Source organism: Halobacillus sp. K22 (assembly GCF_052246795.1).
Classification (GTDB): domain Bacteria; phylum Bacillota; class Bacilli; order Bacillales; family Halobacillaceae; genus Halobacillus.
In genome coordinates this window covers 23,764-47,651 of sequence record NZ_JBQQCN010000025.1, presented here as the reverse complement: position 1 = coordinate 47,651, position 23,888 = coordinate 23,764, and the positions used below count along the sequence as shown (strand labels likewise).

The following is a 23,888-nucleotide window of genomic DNA, read 5'->3' as shown; positions in this document are numbered from 1 at the left end:
AGAGAATATGGTTTTTATTGTATAATATTAATAATAAATAATAAGAATTAGGGTGATCGTTGTGAAGGAAAAAATGGTTCTTCTGAGGGATCGTTTAAACGACCTCAGCCGCCGGAATCGATCAATACGGATGCTGAAGTTATATGATAAATGGACTTTTGATATTAGTGAGTTAAAAAAGATAAATGTAAATCCAGAAGAGTACTTAAGGGACTTATTAGACAAAAAAGAAAAAACGTTTGTGAAGCAGAGTCACGACCAGGAAGAAGCGATGGTTCTTTCTAAGAAATTGACCACGCTCTTTAGGAACTTGAATGCCATCGAAGAAGAAACGGGACTATATGATTTATATGCAGGGTACCCGTTTATCGACGGTACGATGACAGATGGTACATATATAAGAGCTCCTTTATTCTTATACCCCGTTAGATTGAACAAAGAGAAAAAGCATGGTGTTGAATGGAAAGTCGAGCCGATTCCTGATGAAACTCCCCAGCTGAACCGTTCTTTATTCCTAGCCCTTCAAAAATTAAGTGATCTGCACGTTCCCGAGCTTATTTATGAAGAAGCAGAAGAGAAAGCAGCTTCCATGGACTTAGAGAATTTGGCAGAGTGGCTGGAGGGCTATGGCATGAATGTCGAGCCTTTATTAGATGAAAATATTAAGGAAGTAGAGAGTTATAGAAAAGAAGATATACCGGTAGTTCCTAAGGGACGTTTTCGATTACAGCACCAGGCGGTAATTGGTCATTTTCCGCAAGGCAATTCAGCTATCCTGAAAGATTATGAACAATTTATGGAGAAGATTGAAAATGAGGATGAATCCTTGGGACTGGTATCTGAATTGCTGGATATCGGCAAAGATCAAGAGACGGAAAGTGTCGATCGGCTTCCGACCGCAGCTTTGAGTTCTTCAGAAGATAAAGTGAGTAAAGAAAAATCTAAATTCCTCGTTCTCGATACCGATGCCTCTCAAGAACATATTATTGATTCGCTGGAGCATGAAAAAGGAATCGTGGTGCACGGACCGCCTGGTACAGGGAAATCACAAGTTATCGTTAATATGATTGCGAACGCTGTAGCGAATGAACAAAGAGTTATGCTAGTTACACAGAAGAGGGCAGCCCTGGATGTTGTTTATCAGCGGCTGGACAGTCTTGGGTTATCGGCAAACGCTGCTCTTCTTCACGATGAGAAGAATGATCGAAATGCACTGTATCGTAAATTAAATCAACAGCTATCCAATGAAGTAAGTTATAAAGATCTGGAAAATGAACTAGAAAGCCTGTCAGCCAGGATTGTCCAAACAGAGGAGGAACTGGACAATATTGCTCAGGGGCTCTATGAAGTCCAGCCTCACGGTTACAGAGCATATGACTTGTATGCAATAGGGAAACCAGCAAAGGAACAGGAAGAAATTGTAGAACTCGACCAGGTGTTAGGTGAATTAAATAAAGATAATTTAAATGATGTATTGATGAAAATCTTTTCTTACGGCCGCTATTACAGCCGCTTTGGAGCAGGAGATTATCCTTTGAAAGATAGGAAATCATTTGGCAAGCTGGAAATGAAAGATCGGGTCAAAATTGTAGAACTATTAGACAGAGTTATTCAAGAAGCAGAAAATAGCATCGGATATTTAGACCATTTTGAAGAGGAAGACATCACTCCTGCCTATAGTTGGGAAGTAGATGACAAAATTGCTAAGATCTATGACGATTTAAATGAAGATGATAAGAAAACTCTGCAAAAGCTTAGGTTGTGGATGTGGACCACTTTCACGGGTAAAACAATCGTAGAAGACCTGTTAGGTGGAGATAAATTTAGAGGCATGTCTTCAAAAGAATGGCCTAAGTTAAAGCAGAGTTTGAGTATCTTGTACGAATTAGCCAATGTTTCAGAAGACATGTCCAAGAATTTAAATGAAATGAAGGATTATATTTCGGAAGATACGATTGAACACTACAAAAATCGTATCTCTACAGGAGATATTCCGCTCTCTATTATACAAAGGCAGCAGAATTTCTTGAAAGAAGATTTTGAAGAACTAAGAGAGATGGACCGTCTGTATGATGAAAGTTCTAAAACCTTGCAAAAAATTATAGATCAATTAAAAGAAAAAAGCGATCCAGGGGTCGATAAAAATGTAGCGGAGCACTGGAAAGAGATTGCTGAGCAATCTACGTATATTTATTGGATCGATGAAGTAGAAAGAAAATATCCTTCCTTATCGAAAATAGGCACAGATGATTTTGATCATTTGCGTAAAAAATTAAAGGATTTATTAGTTGAAAAGAAAGAACTTTCTATACAAATGCTTCAAAATAAAAGAAAGCAAATCCTTCTAAGCGCAAGAAGCAAGCAGCCTAAAGCCATAAAAGAAATCACATACCAAACAGGAAAGAAGCGAAAAATCTGGCCGGTCCGCAAATTAGTAAATGAATATGCCTTACACGGTCTTCTTGACGTCATGCCTGTATGGCTTGTTTCTCCCGAAGTTGCTTCAGCTATTTTCCCTTTAGAGGAAGAAATGTTTGATCTGGTGATTTTTGATGAAGCTTCTCAGTGCACGGTGGAAAACGGGATTCCCGCCATTTACAGAGGTAAGAAAGTAGTAGTTGCAGGAGATGAGAAGCAGCTTCCTCCTTCTTCCTTATTTAAAGGTAGTGTGCAGGAGGATGAGGATGAAGAGCAGGAAGATTTCGAAGAGTCCGAGAGTTTATTGAATCTGGCGAAGCGGGTCTTACCAAGCAGTCTGCTGGAATGGCATTACCGTTCCAAATCGGAAGAGTTGATCAACTTTTCAAATCATGCTTACTACAACGGAAATATTCAAATTGCACCGAATGTGAACCACTTACAATCCCCTTCTTCCGTGCAGTGGCATAAAGTTGATGGTCATTGGGTTGACCAGCGTAACCGGGTAGAGGCAGAAGAAGTGGTCACATTATTAAAACAAAAGCTCATCGAGGATCCTTCTAAAACCATAGGAATCATCACTTTTAATTCAAAGCAGCAGGAAACCATCGAATCAATCATTGAGCGGCGTGCGGAAGAAGATAAAGAATTTGGCGTTCTTTATGAACAGGTGATGGGAAGAGAATTAGACGAAAGGATTTTCGTGAAAAATATTGAAAATGTTCAGGGTGATGAGCGTGATATTATTATCTTTTCTATCACCTATGCAAAAAACCAGGAAGGTCGTGTTCATAATCGTTTCGGAAGCTTAAATCAGCAGGGTGGAGAAAATCGTCTGAATGTAGCTGTAACCCGAGCGAAAGAACAGGTTCACCTTGTTTCCAGTATCGAGCCTTACGAATTAAATGTGGCAGGATCAAAAAATGATGGGCCTAAATATTTAAAGAGCTACATGGAATACGCCCAGGCGGTCTCTGACCTGCATAAAGAAAAATCAGAGTCGGTTTTACAAAGATTAAATGAAGAAATGAATACCAAACGTCAGAACAAAAGTTTGGATTTTGACTCTCCTTTTGAAGAAGAAGTTTATAATAAGTTAGTAGAAATCGGCTATGAAGTAGATACTCAGGTTGGAATGTCCGGTTATCGAATTGATATGGCTATTGTTCACCCACAAGAAAAAAACAAATACATTATAGGAATTGAATGTGATGGAGCTATGTATCACAGTTCGCTCTCTGCCAGAGAACGAGACGTGTACAGGCAGAGGTTCTTGGAAAGTAAGGGATGGACACTTACGCGTATTTGGAGCAGGAATTGGTGGAAAGATTCTATCGCTGAAATCGAAAGAATCGATCAACTGGTACAGTCTATGGTAAATGAGGAAAAGCTAAAAGAAGAAATGGTAAAACAAGGGTAAACTTGATGGAAGAAGTTTCTGACACTCTGGATAATCAATGAGGAGGTCAGAAACTTTTTTACTATTTAAAGGGGGAGAAGTTCAATGGATATGAATCGGCAGATCAAACTTTTCGAAAAACAGGCCGGAAAATATGCCAGACGCGCAAGAAAACAGACCGCCGATCACAAATGGCGGAGAAAGCTTTTGCATTCAGCCAGAGGAAACATCCTGGAAATATCGGTAGGAGCGGGAACGAATTTTCAATACTACCCTGAAGATTCTGCGATAACCGCTGTGGATTTCAGCCCGACCATGATCGAACAGGCAAAAGGAGTAGCGGCCGAACAGAATCTGACGGTGAATTTTTTAGTTGAAAATGTCGAGGAGCTCAACTTGCCTGCCCATTCCTTTGATACCGTTGTGTCTACCCTGTCGATGTGCTCCTATCCTAATCCGGAAAAGGTGCTTCAAAAGCTTGGGGCGTTATGTAAGAAAGATGGGCAGATCCTGCTGTTTGAACACGGAGTGAGTACAAACCGCCTCGTTTCACGTCTGCAAAACTTGGTGGATCCATTAGTGAAAAAGCGGATAGGGTGTCATGTGAACAGAGATATGCTGAAACTGCTTGAGGATTCAACTTTACAAATAGAGCGGGTAGAAAGCTCGCTGCTTAATTCAATCCATCTGGTGTGGGCGAGACCTTCGGATTCCTGAAGATTGGAAAGAGCAGAGTCTGTTGCAGTACTGAAAAATGGTGATCAATTGTAAAAGATTCGATTCTCGGTACATTATCTTTGCAATCTGCCTCCTTATTCGTTAGGATTCATTTCGAGATACGAAATAAAAAGGAGGCATTAGAATGGATAAGCAACACGAATCGTCTGTACCTAATCCGAGAGGACTATTAGTCTCATTATGTGCAGTCCTTATGCTTTCAGTGATGAACGGAACGATGTTTAATATTGCTGTGCCGGATATAGCGAAGACGTATCAACTGATGCCTTCCGAAGTAAGCTGGGTGATGACCGGCTACATTATGGTGTATGCGGTAGGGGCTTTGACATATGGAAAACTGGCCGACTTTTATCCCTTCCGTACATTAATTACGATCGGGCTGACGATTTTTGCGGCGGGGTCGTTATTTGGATTCTTTGCTCAAAATTACGGGATGGTCCTTGTGGCTCGCGTGATTCAAGCCGTAGGAGGCGCAATGATTCCTGCGCTTGTATTTTTAGCACCGATTCGCTACTTTCCTAAAACGAGAGGAAAAGTACTCGGGATTGTATCCTCCGTCATGGCGTTTGCCTCAGGAATCGGTCCGATCGCAGGCGGGTTTATAGCTGGCTTTCTAGATTGGCGCTACTTATTCTTAACGTCCGCATTAATCATAGTTACACTGCCGTTTCTTAGAAAAAACCTGCCGCAGGAAGAGACGAACAAAGGGTACATTGATTTTATTGGAGCGGCTCTCATTGCTGGATTTATTTCCACTTTGCTGCTCGGGATTACACTCGGAATTCCATGGATTTTCGTGTTAACCGCTCTGTTTTTCTTTTTAAACTTATGGAGAATGAGGGCGATTGCCGAACCATTTATTCCTCCGCATTTATTCAAAAATATAAAATACAGGTCCACCATAATCACAAGTTTTCTAAGTATTACCTGCTTATTCGGTATGATGTTCATGCTGCCAATTATGTTCAGGGACACGTATCAACTGGGCACGATGGCCATCGGGCTCGTCCTGTTCCCAGGAGCTTTAAGCGCTGCGCTTATGGGGCAAAAAGGCGGAAATCTGGTAGATTCAAAGGGGAATACCTTTGTACTTTATCTTGCGATGACGCTGCTTGCTTCTGGATTCTTCCTACTTTCCATGATTGTTGGAGCTAATCAGTACATTGTAAGTGCAACAATCATCGTCGCTTATATGAGCTTCCCGCTTGTCCAGGCATCTTCCGCAGATATTCTTGCTAACTTGTTGGATAAAAAAGAAACCGGCGTCGGTATGGGTGTGTTCAATCTGCTGAACTTTGTGTCCGGCGCGTTAAGCGGCGCGGTCATCGGTAAGACGCTCGATCTGTTTAATCCGAACCAACCACTTAATTGGCTCGGATTTAATGGAGATACAGCTATTTACAGTAACATTTTCTTAGGCTTTTCCATTATTATTCTATTATCGCTGGGGCAGTTCTACTTGTTTTACAATCATAAATCCCTGGTCTTAAAAAAAGCCGCCTCTCAATAGTCCATTAATAATCCCCCAGCACATATGGTCTGGGGGGTTATTTTATCTATTTGACTCTCACTTCTGATCCAATTTGCAAGTTACGTGCATCAATTCCCGGGTTCAAGTCATACAAGTCATCTACCGTTACCCCGGAATGAAGATTTGCAATACTTGTCAGTGTACTGCCTGGGCGTACCGTGTGGAATTCTTTACTATAGCCATCACTACGGCTCACCCTTACTTCCTGCCCTACTTGTAAATTGCGAGGTTCAATGCCAGGATTCAAATCATATAAGTCTTTCAGCGTGACACCTGCATGCAAATTAGCAATGCTCGTTAGTGTACTTCCTGGAGTCACCGTATGGAAGACTTCGTTTGGCATCTCGTCTTCTGCGGCCTCACCTGTTTGGAAGGTGATCTCAGAACCTACTTGAATGTTATGCGCATCAATGCCAGGGTTCCATTCGTACAAATCGTTCACCGTAACATCCTCATACTGCTGGGCAATGCTCCAAAGCGTATCTCCTTTGTCAAAAGTAACAGTAGTTTTCTCAGCCGAAACACTGCTAGCGCCAAAGCCGAAGGTCATTCCTAAAGCTAACACCGGTGCAAGATATTTTGTTTTTTTCATACATTACCCCTCCTTTAGAGATATGAAATGGCTTACATTATATGTGTTTCGGAATTAAATGTCATTTAAACGTAAAATTTTTGTAATAATGGATTTTTTTGTTCAGATATTTATTTTGAAAAACGATATTAATTTCGGGAAATTACTTTTCGGGCAGAGCGTAGTGTGCATGGCCCAATTGATGAAGCGCACGGCCCAATTGAGGTAATTCCACTCGATCAACAGCCAAATCCAAGTATCAAGTAGGTGGCATAGAAGGTGAGGAAGAAAGGTTTCCACTATCCTTTCCAAGAATGTATCGCAAGTGAGTCCTACCGGGAGCTTAATTTGAAAATCGAGGCGTCCTCTGACTTCAACCCACATCAAAAAACCAGACCCTCATGTTGAGAGTCTGGCATCAATCATTCTATACCCACGTATAATCCTTGCCCCAGCTTTCCTGCGCCAGCTGTTGCACCTTCTGAACAATCGAGTCATCTACAGCGTAGGCTTCGCCCTGCTCATAGGGATTGTAGTGGAAGGCGTAGAGCCTTGAAGCAAATTCATGGAATGGAAGTGAGCTTTCGCCATCTTCTTCGCCATTTCCAGCTACGCTTGGTTCAATATTCTGTCCCCAGTTCTGGGAACCGTCGTTGTTCGGATTGTAAAAATAGATTCTATCTTTCCCCTCAGGGTCTACGCCGATCCTGATAATGGATACGGCATGAAGGCCTAAGAGCTTCCCGTGGACGTTTGTAATAAAGATACCAACAGGATTTGGATAGATCATTTCGTAATCATCATTATATTCGGTGTGATGGGTGGCGTAAAACAGACGTACAAATCCAGGATAGTCCTGCACGTAACCGGTTAGCGGATCGATAATATTGGCGAACCCTTTTTGCACCCAGTTGCCGTAAAAGGCCGGGTTGACCCATCGGTGCCCATCGTCTCCACGTAAAGCTACACGCGACATCATTTCGCTGTAAATCCTGTCCAAATGCGGAACCAGTACAAGTGAGATAGGATCCAGTTCCTTATGCAGCTCGGGAGCGAGTCCGCCGCTTAAGTCTTTGGAATGGATCGCTTGCCCCTCGAACATAAAGTCCATGTCGCCGTCCCGTGCTGCGCGTGGAATAATTTCCAGTAAAAACCCTGGAGCATGCTGCGCCCATAAGCTGATTCCTCTGGCAGCCTGACAGGTAGGATTGAATCCCTGCCCAATGCCGAGCGGCTGACCAAGTACCTGGATGGTCGCGGCAACGAGAATATTATTCGCTGTTAAGCCTTCTCCAACACTGGTTGTCTGCGCAAGAGCGTTCCTGACATCGGGACGAATATCAAGTTCGATTAATCTCCGTAATCCTGGTGGAACAGGAGAGTGGGAGAGAACGCCTCGCTCAAGCATCAGCGCCAACCCGTAAATTGCCTGACGGGTTGCCGGAAAAATGGATGCGCGGATCAGTTGAATAACGAGTTCGTTATTCTCCTCCAGATTGGCAATTCCCTTACTGCTCAAATCAAGCGCGTGAGGCAGCAATTGTGGCATGCGTTTGGACAAGTAGCGGATTAATGTTGCATGATGCGGTGCAACGAGACCGGTGGAACGCATGGATTTAGCAAAAGAAACACTTTCTGAAATAAGCTCCGAGCGTGACAACCCTTTAAGCTGTGCCCGGTATGCGTGAACATCCTTATAACGGCTGCTGATCTCCGATGGACCTTCAATCGCAGCGATAAAGTGGACGAGTTCGGATTTATCATTATCCTGATGTTCTTTTTCTAACATTTCTTTAGCCATTCGAATCATTGATACTGTTCGCTTAATCATAATCGGACGCTGCGCGGTCAGGCGTTTGATTTCGTCAATCAGCGTCTGAATGAGCGCGTTAGATGAAAGATGGTTCGCTAAGAACTGAAAAAGCTCGCTCGCCTTTTCATCATTCTCATGCTTTTCAACCCGTGCGCTCTCCGAAGCATCAGGAAATAGAAGGTTCAAGTTAAGAACCATCACTTCATTTAGAAATTCTTCTGCCATCTGTGGAGTTACTGCGGGATTGACATACCGTTCTTTCGCAATAGCAAGCATCCGCAGCTCACTTAAGATTTCAATAATCATCGGAAGTCCTTTTGCTTTTAGGGATCCAGTGACAAGCGGGGGCTGAAGCTTATTCGCTTCCTCCCATGGTCCATCCTGAAATATACCGGTTTGTTCGAATCGATCGGCATATCCATAGAGGTGCTCCAGTCCGTTTTCCGTTTCGATGAGGCGATTGGCCTCCTGATAGACGTCGGTCTGGTATCTTGATTTTGCAAAAGGCGGCGCTTCTTCTAAAGCAGCCAGGGCCTGAGAGAATCGTTCGATAATAACACCTGTAGGTTGAGGCATTTCACCTCTCCTTTCTATAAAAACTTCACTTGTCTATACGTAGAAATCATACTTCTCGTAACGTTTCAGAAGGTCCGTCATTTCCTCACTATCTTTTCCGTAGAAAAAGATGGTCCCATAATGGTTCCCAAAACCGACACGTTCGGCTACTTTACCTTGAGGCGGGGTGAACATATCGTGCTTTTCAAAGTAGGAATGGTGCTCCAGTTCCTCAGGAATTTCAAGATCTTTTACATAATCCGTATTAGGATGGACCATCAGACATCCAGCATAAGCTTCATATTGGTACGGATCCGGGAAGAATTGCTCCAGTTCCTCTTCGGTCGTATTCGGATCACTGCATAGAATTTGTGCTTCATAGGCACTGAACCCGTAAGCACGCTCAATAAGGTCAAAAATATGTCCGCCTGGCACACGGGCAGCAACTTCACCGAAGTGCAGGGTTCCGTCTGGAGTGAGGAAATATTCAGGGTGGATCACGCCGTATTCAATTTCGAAGGCATCCACCAGCTGCTGGACCGCTCGTTCAATCAGAGGTCTCTTTTCTTCCAGTGATGGCGAAGCGGGGACAAAATTGGAATAGCCTAGACGAATATATTCCGTAACATTTAGAAAGCGAACCTTGCCCTTATGAACAAAGGCTTCACATGAAAATTCTTGTCCATCCAGATGACTTTCCATTAAGAGCGGGAAGTCTGTATCCTGAATTTGCTCGATTCCTTCAGTGGTATTGATAGCCAGGTGACCAACAGATCCAGCCTTGTCCAGTGGTTTTACGTGGATTGGGTCAAGATGATCGCCGTCTAATTTAAGCAAAGCTTCATTTACACGCTTCAGGAAACGTTCTACGTCGTCTTTACTGCGTGCCTCTTCAAAAACTCCAACCTTAATACCGGAGATTTGCGCTTTACGCTTCATCATTCCTTTATCCCGTAACAATAAAGAACGGTTAAACACACGCGGGTCCTCGCGGAAACGGGCGTTTAATGCTCCAGCCCATTCGACGCACTCTTCATATAAAGGAACGGCAACTTCTGCGCCCATTTCTTTCAGCTGCATATAGAGGTGATCAGAGCTTTCATTGATCTTGTTGAAATCCCATCCGACAAACGGAATCTCGTGTTTCTCTGCATAGGACTCAAAATCGGGTGGACCTACTACGATGAAAGGCCGGTTCATTTTCGCGGCAGCTTCTATTGCCTGCACGCTCCATCCAATTAAAGCTGTATAATAAGGCTTCGTTTTCTCCGATTCCTCCACAGTTGTATTCAATTCAAGTTGATCAAGTTCCATCTCATCGCTCTCCTTTTAAAATGACTTTTCTGGATTTTGTAACCGTATTATCCTGCCGTGTGATGATGCACGGCCTCTATCACTTTAAAAGTATCAAAGTCTAGCAAAAACTGTAAGCATTATTGTTGGTTTCGACAATCAAAGTCAAAAGTCGCGTTTCTTCTACACTACTTGTAGGAGGATCCTTTATTAAAATGGCTCTATTAAACTTCCGCGTAGATTTTAAGGTTAAGCTCCCGATTCTTTAAGAATCAGTTCCGAGATAATTGTTGAGCGGAAGGTCCTGCGGGGGAGTAATAAACCTCTTATGAAAAATCAACAATAATCTTAACAGAGCCAATAAACTAAAAGGAATCATGATTACAATATATACCAACAAATAAACAAGGATAAACCTGTTTACTAAGTTTTAATAATTAGGAATTATTATAGGCTGTTTGGGTGTTCCGTAGAAGATTTATTTAGCTATAGGCCATGATGGTGGAAGACATGATTAAGAGGTAGTTTTGAAACCGAGAGGGGTCTAGTTCGTATGTGTGTTATGGTGATTTTTTTATAAAAAAGAAGATTAAGGATTTTGCAGTGAATTAATGACCAACAATGGTTATGTAGATGTGTTTCCCGAGGATAATCTAAGAAGTCTATCATCTGTCCTTAATTCACTACAAAATCGACTGATGGAGGTATTCAAATGAATGAGGAAAAAGAAAGACCTGAAGCAACAAGGGAAAGAATTAGACACGAGGAGTTAAAGAAAGATCCTTCGGGTAGTCTTCATGGAGGCGGACTTCCTGATTTAGTTGGTAATTTAGGATGGAAAAGTACTGGTATCATTATTCTTGTACTGATAGTAGGATTTGTCATCTATGCTGTTTTCTTTCGCTAATGAAGTTATAAAAAAAGTCGTGGTAGCGAGTGTTCATCAAGTGAGCCAAATTTTAAATAAAAAAGAGGATACATTTGGAGCGTTGGCTTAATTCATTATAGAAAGCATCCATATGAAAACATGGCAAATCTATCATTTTTCTCAAAATAGGTTTAAGCAGGGGCTTTTTTGTCAAAAGTACCCCAAAAGGGTGATGAATAATGACTAGCGAACTAAAAGAAAAACAACGCTATCGCGACAGATTAAAAAAGCTGAATCCAGCTAAAGCTATAAAACGCAGCAGGAAGCATTTTTCAGAGAAAGAATACGGTGAAAAAATCCGTGCGAATGGAAGCCGGATTGGATCGAAAATCGTGTACTATAGTCTATTACTCTATTATGCATTTAAGAGTGAAGATACGCCGAAGAAAGCAAAACTCACGATTGCCGGTGCGCTCGGTTATTTGATCCTGCCGGTTGATTTAATTCCAGACTTTATTCCAGTCGTCGGTTTCACGGATGACAGCGCTGTGATTGTTTATGCGGTCTATCAAGTAATTTCTCATATTGATGAGAACGTGAAAGAGCAGGCGCGTAATCGCGTGAGCAGTCTGTTTGGTGAGTCCGTGCTGGAGGATTTGGAAGATCCATCTAAAGATTCAGCAGAAAATCCGCAAGCATAGATGGGGGAAGGTTATGAATCAAGTAGACATACGAGAAGTTGCCGATGCTATTGAGGAGCAAGTAGAAGGTGACTTAGCGCTGGTAGATAAGATCGATGGAAAAATTCTACACGTAAGTGATGAAGCGATAGTAGATGTAGAAGAGGAAGAAGACTTCGACCATTTGTTAGAGTGGCAACAGGAAGAACGTCATTTAGCTCAACATATCTTAGAAAATGAGACTCGCTATATCCAAGTGCCGGATTGTTCCGATGTAGACGAGTATCAGATGATGGAAGCGTTCATCAACTCGCTTCAAGGTGATCAGGCTCGTAACGATTTATCAAAAGCGATCCGTGGAAAGGGAGCTTTCCGGAGATTTAAAGATCAAATTGTGACCTACGGGGTTCGTGATCAATGGTATGAATACAAAGATGAGCAATACCGGACCCTTGCCATGGAATGGTGTGAAGAGAACGATATTCCATACAAAAAATAAATTTAGTCATATAACCGCCTGTCCGAATTGCCGGACAGGCGGTTTTTATTTATGCTTTCGTCTTATAAGAAGTGATGTGATCCTGCAGCGTATCGTCACTGCCGAATAGGAAGTGTTTTTCCATATCCGGTGAATACGTGGAGTTTACAGCTGTACGGCCAACGGTTTCTGCTACTTCACGAAGCATAGCCGGAGAAGCTCCGCAGCAGAGTCCCAGATAATTTACGCCAATGCTGTGTGCCTCTTTGGCCCACTCAGCAAGCTCATAACGATTCGTGTAAAGCGGATCGAGTGACGTTGGGAACGTTGTTTCTGTCGGAAGTGTACAAGCACAGCCTCCGTCCGGCAGGTTGAAGAAGGTAGGGTGTTCCTCCGTTGTCCGGTAAGGAATCGGAAGGGCGCCTACATAGCCTTCCACTGTATTACGGATTTTCTCAACGAATGGCTGCATAGTCGCCGGCCCGCGGAAGCAGTTCATTCCCACAACAAGAGCACCTTTTTCTTTTAACAAACGGCAGGCTTCTTCTACCTCATAGCCGTCCCTTAGGATATTTTCGCCCATCAGTCCGAATGTGATGACGGCAGGAAGACCTTGTTTTTGGATTTCTTCAAGGGCAATCAGTGCTTCCTCATAATAATAGAAGGTTTCCCCGTTCACAAAGTCCACGCCTTCTTCTTTACACCAGCCGATCATTTCTGCAAACATGCTTCTTGTTTTTTCAACAGCTTCAGGATCATCCGGGTTGAACAAGTTCGTGTTAGAAATGTTCCCGGCTACGAGTGCTTCTTCCTCCGGGTGCTCCTGCGCAACCTCTTTGGCTAGACGGATGGCCTGGCGGTTAAGTGGCTCAAGTAACTCTTCTTTGCCGATGATTCTCATCTTTTCGCGGTGCCCGTTATAAGTAAAGGCTAAGACGACGTCGGAGCCTGCGAGCATATAGTCACGATACGTTTGCTTTAGTGCCTGTGGGTTATCAAGGGCTACTTCGGGTACAAAGGAACCGGCCTGTAAATAGCCGCGACGCTCCAGTTCAAATAGGTATCCTTCTCCACAAATAACGGGTCCATCCTGTAATCTCTGTTCTAATGATCGTTTCATTTCATTCAACAACCTTTCCATTTTGTAATAGTAGTTTTATTTGAAAGCTAATGCCCTTTTTACAGGGACACGCTGACTTTCTGTCTGGTTCGGGCAGCTGCCTGTAAAGCTTGTTCAATGTCTTCAATTAAATCACCAGGGTGCTCAAGACCAACAGAAAGCCTGAGCAGACCATCGGTAATGCCTCGTTTCGCTCGTTCTTTTTCCGGCATTGCCGCATGGGACATGGTGGCCGGATAGGATAGAATCGATTCCACAGCACCCAGGCTCACAGCAAAGACAGGGAGGCGGATCTGCTCCACAAACGCTTTGGCCGCTTCTTTATCCGGCAGCCGGAAAGAAAGTAAGGCCCCTGCTCCGGTAGATTGTCTCCGGTGGATCGGATGACCGGCGTGGTGGGAAAGACCTGGATAGTAAACCTCTTCCACAAGTGAGTGATCTTGCAGGTGAGAGACGATCTTCAATGCCGAATCCGACGATTGCTTCAACCGGGCCCCGAGTGTCTTGATCCCCTGGATCAGCTGGTAGGAATCCTGAGCGCCAAGAATGGAACCGAAGGAGTTTTGAATAAAAGCGAGTCTCTCTCCAAGTTCTTCATTTTTAGTAACGGCGAGCCCTGCAATGATATCGCTGTGCCCGGATAAAAACTTGGTGGCACTATGCAGGACAATATCGGCGCCTAGCTCAAGCGGGTTCTGATAGAGCGGTGTCATGAATGTGTTATCCACGAAGGTTAAACAGCCATGGGCTTTAGCAAGCTTTGCCACTCCTTCAATATCTGTAATATTTAAGCAAGGGTTTGAAGGGGTCTCTACATAAATGACTTTTGTATTGGACTGGATTGCTCGGCTCGTTTCGTTAAGGTCAGTCATATTAACGAAAGTGTGATCGATATTGTATTTACCGAGCATTTCGGTAATTAACCGGAATGTGCCGCCATAGACATCTTTGGAAACAAGTACATGGTCCCCGGCGGAAAGCAGCATAAAGGCAGAGGAGATAGCTGCCATTCCTGAGGAAAAGGCGAGGCCGCGCGCGCCGCCTTCCAAGTTAGCGATCGTATCTTCAAGCACCTGTCTCGTTGGATTGCCGGACCGGCTGTAATCATAGGGGCCCATCGTATCGAAGCTTTCCTGATGGAAAGTGGACGATAAGTAAATCGGGACGTTCACAGCACCTGTAGCCGGTTCTTGATGACTTCGATTATTCGCAGAACCATGGATGAAACGAGTTTCCAACTGATCGTTTTCTGGCCTCATTGTATTTCCTCCTTTTGAATAGCAGAGAGAGCCTGCTTCAAATCTTCAATCAGATCTTCTTCATGTTCTGTACCTACGGAGAAGCGAAGCAGCCGGTCGCAGATTCCGCGTTCTTCCCGTTCTTCTTTTGGAATATCCGCATGGGTCTGCGTTGCCGGGTACGTAATGAAGCTTTCCACTCCTCCGAGACTTTCGGCAAAAGAGATGACCGACAAATTCTCAAGAAATTCAGAGATACTGGAAGGATCCTCAACTCGGAAAGAGATCATTCCTCCTTTTCCAGGATAAAAGACTTCTCTAATGCCCGGATCGTTTCTTAGAAACTCAACAATGGCCTTCGCATTCGCCTGCTGTTTATCGAAACGAAGCGGCAGGGTCTTTAATCCACGTATTAAGAGCCAACAGTCAAAAGGGGAGAGGACAGCACCTGATGAATTTTGGAAGAAAGCGAGCTTCTCACAAATCTCTTCTCCTTTGGCGACGACCACACCGGCTAATACATCGTTGTGCCCGCCAATATATTTGGTAGCGCTGTGGATCACAATGTCCGCTCCTAAATCCAGCGGCTGCTGAAGATAAGGCGTTAAGAATGTGTTATCGACAATGAGCAGGAGGTTGTGTTTCTTAGCAATCTTTGAAACTTCTTCTATATCCACTTCCTGCAACAGCGGATTAGTCGGCGTTTCAAGAAAGATAGCTTTTGTTTTCTCAGTAATGACACTCTCGACATCCGTGAAATCGGAGTAGGTCGAATGAATTTGATAAGCATCTGCATAGTGTTCGAGTAACCGGTATGTCCCGCCGTAGATATCTTCCGCGACGATCAATTCTTCGTTTGCACGGAACAGGGAGAGGATCAACTGAATAGCTGCCATTCCTGAACTGCAGGCGAAGGCTTGATCGCCGTTTTCAAGCTGGGCCATGCCTTCTTCGAGAAGATGGCGTGTCGGGTTTTTCGTGCGGGTATAATCATATCCGGTGGATACCCCGAGTGATTTATGCTGATAAGCGGTCGATAAATAGATGGGCGGATTCACAGCCCCTGTTTCTTCATCACTGTTATTTCCTAGCTGGGCTAGTATCGTTTCAATCCTGTTCCGTGCCATGGTGATCATCTCCTTCGTAAAAAAATGGATATAAAAAAGGACCTCCTTGAAGAAGAAGGTCCTTTATGTATAAAGAGTCTCCTTATCTTCAAGGTATAACTACTACCTTCTGGATTTAGCACCGTGCCAATGGCTGGTTGCTGAGGTATCAAAGGGCCAGTCCCTACACCTCTCTGGATAAGTTTTATTATTATGTAATTTTTGGAAAAGCAACTGTTGAACACTTTACATGAAAGGTATGCTTAAATCAAGAATGATATTAAAAATTACTAAAAATTTCTTTCAAAAATTAGGCGGTTATCATTTCGCTTGCGATTTACAATACAGGAAAACAATTCAAGAATCAAGAGAGTTTTCAGAAAAAAATAATTTTTCTAAAACTGATACTTTGTTTGAAAAAGATCATTTAACCCCCCAGTCCACCTAAAGACAGGGGGGAAATGATTTTATGCATATTGCTGAAGCTGCTTAAACATTTGTTCGCCTTCTTTGTTCAGGACGTTCCCTTTTCCATGACACTTCGCGCATTTCTTCATGTAACTGGTTTCTTCGACGGCCATCTTCCAGGCAAGTGTCTCATTCGCATAGTTAACACGCTGGTAATGATCAACAATTAAATTGGCTTTACCATCATCATATTCCTTATACTTTCCAGTTCCATGACAAAGAGGGCATACGTTATATAAAGTACTCACCGATTGAGTTTGCATTACGCTCACTTCCTTATAGTTTATTATTATAAATTATGATTGATTTTACGTAATATTCAGTCTATTTGCAAGGTAATTTTCTGTGTTTTCCAAATATAAAAAAGAAAAAAAGTCATGAAAGTGGATAGAACAAGGGTCAGGGCATTTGTTAAGATATTGTGAACGCGCGTAGGAAGAGAGAGGATATAGTTTTATATAAGTGTAAAATAGTCATTAAGAAACCCCCGATTGACGGGGGGCTGTAATTTCTATTTAGCAGATAATTCGGCTTCTGTAACCCACTTATGATTGGTCACTTCTTGTCCGCTGTCCGTGTCTGTATAGTCCACCATATAAACCGTTGTTTCTTCGGCAGATTCCACTTGGGCTTTAGCTCCACTCATTCCGTCACTATGGTCTGCATTCACGGTTACTTCTGAACCTGGATCTAACTTTTTCTTGGAGGGATCTTTTACTTCTTCATGAATGATCCATTTATGATTCTCCACTTTGTCACCAGTGGTAGAGGATGTATAAGATACGCTGTAAGCGGTGGTTTGATAGGCTCCTGTTATCGTTGCTTCTGCTCCATTCATTCCAGGCATATGCTCAGCGTTAATCTCAGCCTTACTCCCTGGAGGATAGGCTGGGTTTTCCGCTTTGTGCAAACCTTCAGGCAGTTCACCCGAACCGGAATGGTCCATGCCTGCATGTTCATCGTGAGTGGATTCTGAAGAAGCACTTTCCGTGCTTTTTGGCGAATCATTGGTCTGCTCAGCATTGCTGCAAGCACCTAACAATAGAACTGAGGCAAAGATGAGACTCCCTAAAGCGAATGTTGTACGTTTCATATTTTTCTCCCTTCAAGAAAAAAACTTTTAATAGATACAGATAAAATATACCCTGGGTACGTATGTATAGTCAATCGCTTTATTCTATATTTTTACAAATGAATGTGCTAGATATTGCAGTTGTTTTTACCCAGAGAGGGCTGGTACTAAAGAGGTTGTTAAAGACTCGCTTTCCGTGTCAGCACACCTAATTGCAGGTAGGGGGCGGCGCAATAAGGTAGGTTCATGACGCAATAGAGTGGGGCTACGGGTACGCACCCGCTATAAGAAAAAGCCACCGGGATCTGTAATCCCGATGGCTAATATGCGTAGATCTATTTATTTACCAATGAACATTTGTGTCCAGTAGTTTCCGTCTTCTACATAACCGACCCCGATGTGTGTGAAGTTCGGATTCATGATGTTTTTACGGTGACCTTCACTATTCATCCAGCCCTGGACTACTTGCTCAGGAGAAGTATGGCCCATAGCGATATTTTCACCAGCCGTACGGTAGTCGATGCCATATTCTTTTAACATATCAAACGGAGATCCGTAGGTTGGGCTTGTATGGGAAAAGTAGTCATTTTTCTGCATATCAAGAGACTTGTCTCCCGCGACAGCACTTAACTCTGTATCAAGTTCGAGAGGTTCTAGTCCCTGCTTCGCACGTTCCTGGTTGGTCAGTTCGACGACTTGCTGTTCAAAATCTGAGACTTCAGATTGGTCGGCTTGATCTGTGGTATTTTCTTGAGGAACGGCCTGTTCGGACGGCTGCTCCTGCTGTTCAGGCTGAGCTTCAGGTGCTTGCTGAGCAGGTTCTGCTGGTTCTTCCTTCACAGGTTCTTCCTGAACTGGGGCTTCTGGCTGTTCAGGTGTCTCTTCAGGCTGAGCCTGAGTTTGGAATTGCTCCAGAAGAGACTGAATATCTACTTGTTGGATATTTTGACTCTTTAAAGCTTCTTCATTTTGTTGAACCCAGTTCACCACATATTCTATATGAACATTTCCTTGCTGGAATTTATGAGACTCGGTGTCTCCTGAAGATGCGAGAGAAGTAGCTGGAGAAGCTAGTAGTGATAGTGCAAGAGCTCCTGATAGAATCAATGATTTGCCTTTCATACTCGAATTCCTCCTTGAAAGTTATGTTTTTGGAACAATTACATCCTATCATCTGGTTTTTGTAATAATATTGGATTTTTTTAGCAAGAAAGAGGCGAGCTTAACTATGAACATCTCTTAGGGAAAATTATCGCTTCGGTGAAAGCAGATAGATCTTTAATTTTGGGGAAATTTAAGTACTACTATGAAAATAGTAAAATAAATGTCTTTCTGGAATTTTTATCATTTAGTAGTATAAATTAGCTGCGTCAGATGGTTGACAGGGGTTTTAATACCTTGGTTTTTTTACAAATATGTCTGAGATGTTACATCCATCCTATTAGAAATTTTAAGAATGACTGCCTAAACAAAAGGGAAGGGAACAGGAGAAAGGATGAGGCTAATGAAATTAGAAGGAAAAATAGCACTAGTTACAGGTGGATCAAGAGGACTTGGAAAAGTCATCAGTAAACAGCTTGCTGCTGAAGGAGCGCGGGTGGTGGTGAACTATGGGAGAAACCCGGACCCGGCTAATGAAACCGTGGAAGAGATCAGAAAGAAAGACGGAGTAGCCATCGCTGTGCAGGCAGATGTAACCGATGAGGATTCCGTGGATGAACTTCTCCGTGCGGTTCAGGAATCATATGGAGAGAATGTGGATATTGTCGTTAATAATGCTTCGGGATCTCAGCCGGAGTACTCCCTTGAGGAAAATACATGGGAAACGTACATGGATCAGCTGCAGTTTTTTGTTAAAGCGCCATTAATTCTGACAAAAGCGGTGCTGCCAGGTATGAAAGAGAAGCAATTCGGCCGTATTATTAATATTGGAAGCGAAGTGGTCCAGCTGGGAAATGCCAATTTCTCAAACTATGTAACAGCTAAATCAGCCATGATTGGCATGACCCGTTCCTGGGCAAATGAACTTGGACCTCACGGTATTAATGTGAATCTTGTTAATCCAGGTTTTATTCCTGTAGAGAGACATGGAGAGGTAGATCCTTCTACCCTGGAGGATTACAGCAGCCAGCTGCCTCTTCGGCGTATGGGTAAACCTGAAGACATAGCTAACTCAGTTGTATTCTTGTCATCTGATGATTCGCAGTTTATTACCGGACAATCGATCTCCGTTAATGGAGGAAACACATTCGGGATTTAATGAAGTAGAGCTCACTTCTCGGTAACCTTTCAGAATTCGTGGAAGCCTGACTGAAAAAATAGGTTCTGTAAAACCTCAATATTGACTTTGCAGATAAGCTCCCGTTTGTGGAAGACTCAGTTTCGAGATATCTAGTGAGAGAGTTAGGTCCTGCGGGGAACGACTCGCTTTCCGAGGGCATGTGCTGAGCCTCCTCAAGCTAAAGATTTCCGGGGTCCCACCGATCATGTTTATCCCACAGGAGTCTCCCCGTTCCCCTCCGGACCTGGCCAAATCAGAAACTCGAAACGGCTTCATCCTTCACCCGATTGAGAAGAAATAATCCCATGGGCGTATATACTTTTCCAGTCTGGAAATGTGCGGGATAGCCTGTTATATAAGCATTCAGGCGGGATGAGGAGAAAAGGATACTCTCTTTTCAGAGGGTCCGTTATTCTTCCGTGGCTGGATTGGTGGGGGAATGGCGAGACTCCCATGGGAGAAGGGACTAGGTGAGATCCCGCAGGGAGTGAAACGAGCGAGGAAGCTCACCGTTCCCCCATAGGAAAGCGAGTCATTTCCCCACCTATCCTATACCTTTTAAGTAACGGACCACGATGTATCTCGAATTCGAGTTTTCCACTAACCGGCCCTTTAGCGTAATAAGCCTTTTATGAAAATCTATAAAAATGTTTACTATCATAAAAAAGCTCGGAGCGATTTAAACTCCGAGCTTTTTTATGGTGCAACATCTAAAATGCCCCTGAGCCTCCGCCGCTGCCACCAACGCCTGCTCCACCTCCGCCGACGCTTGTGCTGGAGGCAATTGCAGCTGAAACCGTGTGGTCCGCTTCGCTGAAATTCGCTTGGATTGAAGCAGCAAGGATAATAAAGAGCATCATATCAATGTCTGGAGAGGAAACACGAGAAGAATAACTGCGGCAATTATGATTGAAAGGAATTTTTTCACAATCCTCCACCTTCTTTTCTCTTAATACTACGGAATCCAATTGAGATAAGTTTCATAAAAATTTACATAAAGACCATTTGATTTTAGTAAGGATTAGTAATATACTACATTACAACACTAATGCACCGATTCAGAGAGGAAGGGGAGCATGTGATCCTTAATACGGATGGGACAAAGCCGATTTACCTGCAGATAGCTGAGTGGATTGAAAATGAAATCTTAAACGGCAGTCTGCAGGAGGACGAGAAAGTATATTCTCAATATAAACTCGCAGATAGGTATAACATTAACCCGGCAACAGCCGCTAAAGGGTTGACGAAGCTCGCAGATGAAGGAATTTTGTACGACAGACGCGGGATTGGAAAATTCGTTTCTTCTGAGGCAGCGAAGATCATTCAGACCAAGCGGAAAAACCATACACTGAAGAGTATGGTTGACGACCTTGTTCAAGAAGCTGAACGGCTCGATATCTCAGAAACAGAACTGATTACAATGATTAAGGAAGCGAAGAGGAGAAGCAAAGGGGGAGAAGAATGAACATCGTTGAATGCAGGGAGTTAACGAAAGCTTACCGGGGATTTAGAGCTCTTGACCAGCTCACCTTTACTATTGAAGAAAATAAGCTAGTGGGCCTTGTTGGAAGAAATGGGGCCGGGAAGACCACCCTTATGAAAATATTGAGCGGACTGCTTAAGGAAACATCTGGAGAAGTGAAGGTGTTTTCTCACCGCCCGTTTAACAGCTTGCTTGTGTCGGCCAATTCTATATTCATCGATGACCAAATTAACTTTCCGACCACCCTTTCTCTGGCAGAAATCCTGGAAGAAGCTGGACGGTTTTATAAACATTGGAATGAGGATCTGGCCTGGCATTTGTTTGATTACTTCGGGTTTCATACAAAGGAGTATCATAAAAATCTTTCCAAAGGGAAGGAAAGTACCTTTAATATGATCGTCGGACTCGCGGCTCGCTGTCCGCTCACTATTTTTGATGAACCGACCACAGGAATGGATGCGGCTGTGCGCAAGGATTTTTACCGGATACTACTTAAAGACTATCTCGCTTACCCACGCACGATCCTTCTATCCACCCATCATTTAGAAGAAGTGGAGGATCAACTGGAAGATGTATTGCTCCTCGACCGTGGAAAGAAAGTACTTCATATGTCGATCGAAGAACTTAGAGATTATGCGATTGGATTAAAAGGAAAGCGCGAGGTAATTGCCTCATTTATTGCGGACCGCCACCCTATTTACTCCGAACCTTTTGGGATGGATGACGAGTATATTGTTACAAAAAATGATTTTTCTCAGGAAGAGCAGCAGGAAATGAAGCGCGAAGGGATTCAACTTTCCGGAGTGTCGGCCAGTGATCTATGTATCTACTTAACGGCTTCCAAAGCTCAAAAGGGAGGGTCCTTAGATGACATCCTTAACTGAAGTAAGCACCAGTGAGATTATTACTAAACAATATCACTATAAACTGAAAGCCTATATGGGGATTTTCACCTCACTTGCTACCATACAATTGCTTGGTCTACTGTTCTCTTTGAATGGGGTCGGTTATCAAAGCCTCGGCACCTTTGGTCTGGACATCGATATTAATTATTATTCGGCGGATATGATCATTATTTTCACCTTTTTCTGGGGCTTCATGAGTGCTCTTCTGATGACTACAAAGGCTTACCGGGAAGATGACTTTGCTTTTATTACCAACCGCTTCAGCAGCAATATGTCTTCCGTGGCTTTCATCGCTACGGCCAGTGTCGTCGGCGGCCTGACTGCAATCATGGCCGGGTTTTTACTTAAAGTGGTGGTCTATTATATTTTAGGAAACAAGGAGGTCATAGGAACAGGACTCACTTCCGAACCGCTCACGTTTACCGCTGGACTGCTAGCGATGATCTTGCTCGTCTTCCTGTTCAGTTCTCTTGGCTATTTAGCAGGGATCATCGTCCAGGTTCACCGAGTGTTTGTGATTTTACTTCCAGTTTTGTTTTTTGGAGGGCTTCAGTATTTATCCAGCACCGAAAACTGGAATCTTCCAGCGTTCATGTTTGAATTTTATTTTCAGGAATCTTTCTTTCTATTGTTCGTAGCTAAGGTAGTAGCAAGTGCAGCCCTTGTCTTCACTATTGCATTGTGGATTTCGGACCAATTGGAGGTGAAGAAATGACGAGTGCTATGTTTATTGGGTTCCTTCCAATTGTGTTTATTGCGGTTTTAATCTGGCTGTTCTTGCAAATGAATCAAAAGAATGGCAGAACCCGCAGAAAGTATTTGCCATCTAAAACTCCGGTCTGGGTATTTGGAGGTTATGTATGTATCCTGCTCGTTAGCTTTATTCTCTTTTTCTTTATCCCTGAGCAGAACGCAAGCTCTGAGAACGGTGATGGAAATATTTCAGAAGCAGGAAGAGAGCTCTATCAAAAAGCTCTAGCGGGTGAAGTTACGGATATAAACGAGAAATACCTGCGAAAAGAGTGGAGCTTTGATTATGAGTATGAGCGGCTTGAGATTGGCGAAGAAATTGAAGCACCGAGCGCACTTACGATTGTGGTGGACCAAACAAACGATAGTGAGCAAATTACGGCCGCTCTTTATTCAACCCCGGCTTCTCTTCAGGGAACGGTGCTGAATCATGATTTACCGCTTAGGATCGGGATAGCAGACCAACGCCTTAATCTTCTGCTCACTCAAACGACCGACCGTACATTTACTGTTTTTAGTCCGGCTTTTCCATTCACCCAGTTTACGGAGGAAAAGGATGGTATGATGGAAGGTGAGATGGAGTGGGGAACTTATATCTTGTATGTGAGCGTTCCTAAGGACATTAATGTATCTTCGGATTTTCATTCGGTGGAATATGTAAAGGAATAACAAAAAAGCCCCGCTCATCGGGGCTTTTTCTTATTTAAGTTTTGATAAATGAAAGAAATTTATTAAGCTATAGGGCCGGATTGTGTAAGACTCGAATTCGAGATATTTTGTAGAGAAAGGGACTCCAGGGAACGGCTCCTCCAGCTACATCGCCCAGACACTCGCGTCATAAGTAGGAAATTCAACGGGACGAAAGAGCGCATCCCTTTTGATTTTCCTGCTTATGCGTGTCGTGTCTACCGGGGCAATTCCGCTTTTGAACACTTTCCGCGGGCATGTGGTGAGCTTCCTCAGGCTTCGTCTTCCGGGATCTCACCGATCATGTTCATCCCGCAGGAGTCTTCGCCGTTCCCTTCCGCCCCTTTGCGATCATTGAGAGCTCAAAATTCTCTGCATAAACGCCTTCCAATGAACAAGTATAACCTAGGATCCTACGAGGGTATAACTGTAAA

At 43.4% G+C, this 23,888-nt stretch carries 21 protein-coding genes and 1 riboswitch; of the genes, 11 read left to right on the top strand and 10 right to left on the bottom strand.

Annotation, left to right across the window (positions count from 1 at the left end):
• Positions 1 to 61 precede the first annotated feature (61 nt).
• The 3 genes from ACTWPM_RS16260 (at position 62) to ACTWPM_RS16250 (ending at position 6,065) form a co-directional block, all read left to right on the top strand.
• Entirely contained in the window at positions 62 to 3,838 is a 3,777-nt protein-coding gene (locus ACTWPM_RS16260; protein WP_443134075.1) for an AAA domain-containing protein, read from the top strand.
• 84 nt (positions 3,839 to 3,922) lie between these two features.
• On the top strand, positions 3,923 to 4,534 hold the full coding sequence (locus ACTWPM_RS16255) for a class I SAM-dependent methyltransferase (RefSeq protein ID WP_443134074.1): 612 nt from the start codon (positions 3,923 to 3,925) through the stop codon (positions 4,532 to 4,534).
• Between the two features lie 145 nt (positions 4,535 to 4,679).
• Positions 4,680 to 6,065, top strand: coding sequence for an MFS transporter (locus ACTWPM_RS16250; RefSeq protein WP_443134073.1), 1,386 nt, complete (start codon positions 4,680 to 4,682; stop codon positions 6,063 to 6,065).
• A gap of 46 nt (positions 6,066 to 6,111) precedes the next feature.
• Here ACTWPM_RS16250 and ACTWPM_RS16245 read toward each other — a convergent pair whose 3' ends face one another.
• From ACTWPM_RS16245 to ACTWPM_RS16235, 3 genes are all read right to left on the bottom strand, one after another.
• Positions 6,112 to 6,678, bottom strand: a complete 567-nt coding sequence (locus ACTWPM_RS16245) for a LysM peptidoglycan-binding domain-containing protein (RefSeq protein WP_443134072.1) — start codon at positions 6,676 to 6,678, stop codon at positions 6,112 to 6,114.
• 406 nt (positions 6,679 to 7,084) lie between these two features.
• Complete coding sequence (locus tag ACTWPM_RS16240; protein WP_443134071.1) at positions 7,085 to 9,046, bottom strand: hypothetical protein; 1,962 nt, start codon at positions 9,044 to 9,046, stop codon at positions 7,085 to 7,087.
• Positions 9,047 to 9,079: 33 nt separating this feature from the next.
• Positions 9,080 to 10,339, bottom strand: a complete 1,260-nt coding sequence (locus tag ACTWPM_RS16235; RefSeq protein WP_443134070.1) for an ATP-grasp domain-containing protein — start codon at positions 10,337 to 10,339, stop codon at positions 9,080 to 9,082.
• A 691-nt stretch (positions 10,340 to 11,030) separates the two neighbouring features.
• On the opposite strand from ACTWPM_RS16235, the gene ACTWPM_RS16230 reads away from it, so the two are divergent.
• The 3 genes from ACTWPM_RS16230 (at position 11,031) to ACTWPM_RS16220 (ending at position 12,365) form a co-directional block, all read left to right on the top strand.
• A complete protein-coding gene (locus ACTWPM_RS16230) occupies positions 11,031 to 11,225 on the top strand; it encodes a DUF6366 family protein (RefSeq protein WP_443134069.1) in 195 nt (64 codons plus the stop codon).
• 200 nt (positions 11,226 to 11,425) lie between these two features.
• Complete coding sequence (locus tag ACTWPM_RS16225) at positions 11,426 to 11,887, top strand: YkvA family protein (protein WP_443134068.1); 462 nt, start codon at positions 11,426 to 11,428, stop codon at positions 11,885 to 11,887.
• A 13-nt stretch (positions 11,888 to 11,900) separates the two neighbouring features.
• Positions 11,901 to 12,365: a UPF0158 family protein gene (locus tag ACTWPM_RS16220; RefSeq protein WP_443134067.1), complete on the top strand. Its 465-nt coding sequence runs from the start codon at positions 11,901 to 11,903 to the stop codon at positions 12,363 to 12,365.
• A gap of 49 nt (positions 12,366 to 12,414) precedes the next feature.
• On the opposite strand, the gene ACTWPM_RS16215 is transcribed toward ACTWPM_RS16220, so the two are convergent.
• From ACTWPM_RS16215 to ACTWPM_RS16190, 6 genes are all read right to left on the bottom strand, one after another.
• The gene (locus ACTWPM_RS16215; RefSeq protein WP_443134066.1) at positions 12,415 to 13,464 is read right to left on the bottom strand and encodes a homocysteine S-methyltransferase family protein; all 1,050 of its coding nucleotides are present in this window, start codon (positions 13,462 to 13,464) and stop codon (positions 12,415 to 12,417) included.
• Between the two features lie 59 nt (positions 13,465 to 13,523).
• Positions 13,524 to 14,723, bottom strand: a complete 1,200-nt coding sequence (gene metC / locus ACTWPM_RS16210; protein WP_443134065.1) for a cystathionine beta-lyase — start codon at positions 14,721 to 14,723, stop codon at positions 13,524 to 13,526.
• Positions 14,720 to 15,829, bottom strand: coding sequence for a methionine biosynthesis PLP-dependent protein (locus ACTWPM_RS16205; RefSeq protein WP_443134064.1), 1,110 nt, complete (start codon positions 15,827 to 15,829; stop codon positions 14,720 to 14,722). Before ACTWPM_RS16205 ends, metC begins: the two co-directional genes overlap by 4 nt.
• Before the next feature lie 79 nt (positions 15,830 to 15,908).
• Positions 15,909 to 16,013: riboswitch (SAM riboswitch) on the bottom strand.
• A 262-nt stretch (positions 16,014 to 16,275) separates the two neighbouring features.
• The gene (locus ACTWPM_RS16200; RefSeq protein ID WP_443134063.1) at positions 16,276 to 16,539 is read right to left on the bottom strand and encodes a hypothetical protein; all 264 of its coding nucleotides are present in this window, start codon (positions 16,537 to 16,539) and stop codon (positions 16,276 to 16,278) included.
• Positions 16,540 to 16,787: 248 nt separating this feature from the next.
• Positions 16,788 to 17,369, bottom strand: coding sequence for a YdhK family protein (locus tag ACTWPM_RS16195; RefSeq protein WP_443134062.1), 582 nt, complete (start codon positions 17,367 to 17,369; stop codon positions 16,788 to 16,790).
• Between the two features lie 318 nt (positions 17,370 to 17,687).
• On the bottom strand, positions 17,688 to 18,470 hold the full coding sequence (locus ACTWPM_RS16190) for a CAP domain-containing protein (protein WP_443134061.1): 783 nt from the start codon (positions 18,468 to 18,470) through the stop codon (positions 17,688 to 17,690).
• A 382-nt stretch (positions 18,471 to 18,852) separates the two neighbouring features.
• Here ACTWPM_RS16190 and ACTWPM_RS16185 point away from each other — a divergent pair, with 382 nt between their 5' ends.
• Complete coding sequence (locus ACTWPM_RS16185; protein ID WP_443134060.1) at positions 18,853 to 19,608, top strand: SDR family NAD(P)-dependent oxidoreductase; 756 nt, start codon at positions 18,853 to 18,855, stop codon at positions 19,606 to 19,608.
• A 731-nt stretch (positions 19,609 to 20,339) separates the two neighbouring features.
• Here ACTWPM_RS16185 and ACTWPM_RS16180 read toward each other — a convergent pair.
• Complete coding sequence (locus ACTWPM_RS16180) at positions 20,340 to 20,567, bottom strand: hypothetical protein (RefSeq protein ID WP_443134059.1); 228 nt, start codon at positions 20,565 to 20,567, stop codon at positions 20,340 to 20,342.
• Positions 20,568 to 20,707: 140 nt separating this feature from the next.
• Here ACTWPM_RS16180 and ACTWPM_RS16175 point away from each other — a divergent pair, with 140 nt between their 5' ends.
• From ACTWPM_RS16175 to ACTWPM_RS16160, 4 genes are read left to right on the top strand one after another with little or no spacing between them, the layout of a single operon-like run.
• Positions 20,708 to 21,094, top strand: coding sequence for a GntR family transcriptional regulator (locus tag ACTWPM_RS16175; RefSeq protein WP_443134058.1), 387 nt, complete (start codon positions 20,708 to 20,710; stop codon positions 21,092 to 21,094).
• Positions 21,091 to 21,996: an ABC transporter ATP-binding protein gene (locus ACTWPM_RS16170; RefSeq protein WP_443134057.1), complete on the top strand. Its 906-nt coding sequence runs from the start codon at positions 21,091 to 21,093 to the stop codon at positions 21,994 to 21,996. Before ACTWPM_RS16175 ends, ACTWPM_RS16170 begins: the two co-directional genes overlap by 4 nt.
• Complete coding sequence (locus ACTWPM_RS16165) at positions 21,980 to 22,732, top strand: hypothetical protein (RefSeq protein ID WP_443134056.1); 753 nt, start codon at positions 21,980 to 21,982, stop codon at positions 22,730 to 22,732. The genes ACTWPM_RS16170 and ACTWPM_RS16165 overlap by 17 nt, the downstream gene beginning before the upstream one ends.
• Positions 22,729 to 23,436, top strand: coding sequence for a hypothetical protein (locus tag ACTWPM_RS16160; protein ID WP_443134055.1), 708 nt, complete (start codon positions 22,729 to 22,731; stop codon positions 23,434 to 23,436). The genes ACTWPM_RS16165 and ACTWPM_RS16160 overlap by 4 nt, the downstream gene beginning before the upstream one ends.
• The last annotated feature ends 452 nt before the right edge of the window (positions 23,437 to 23,888 follow it).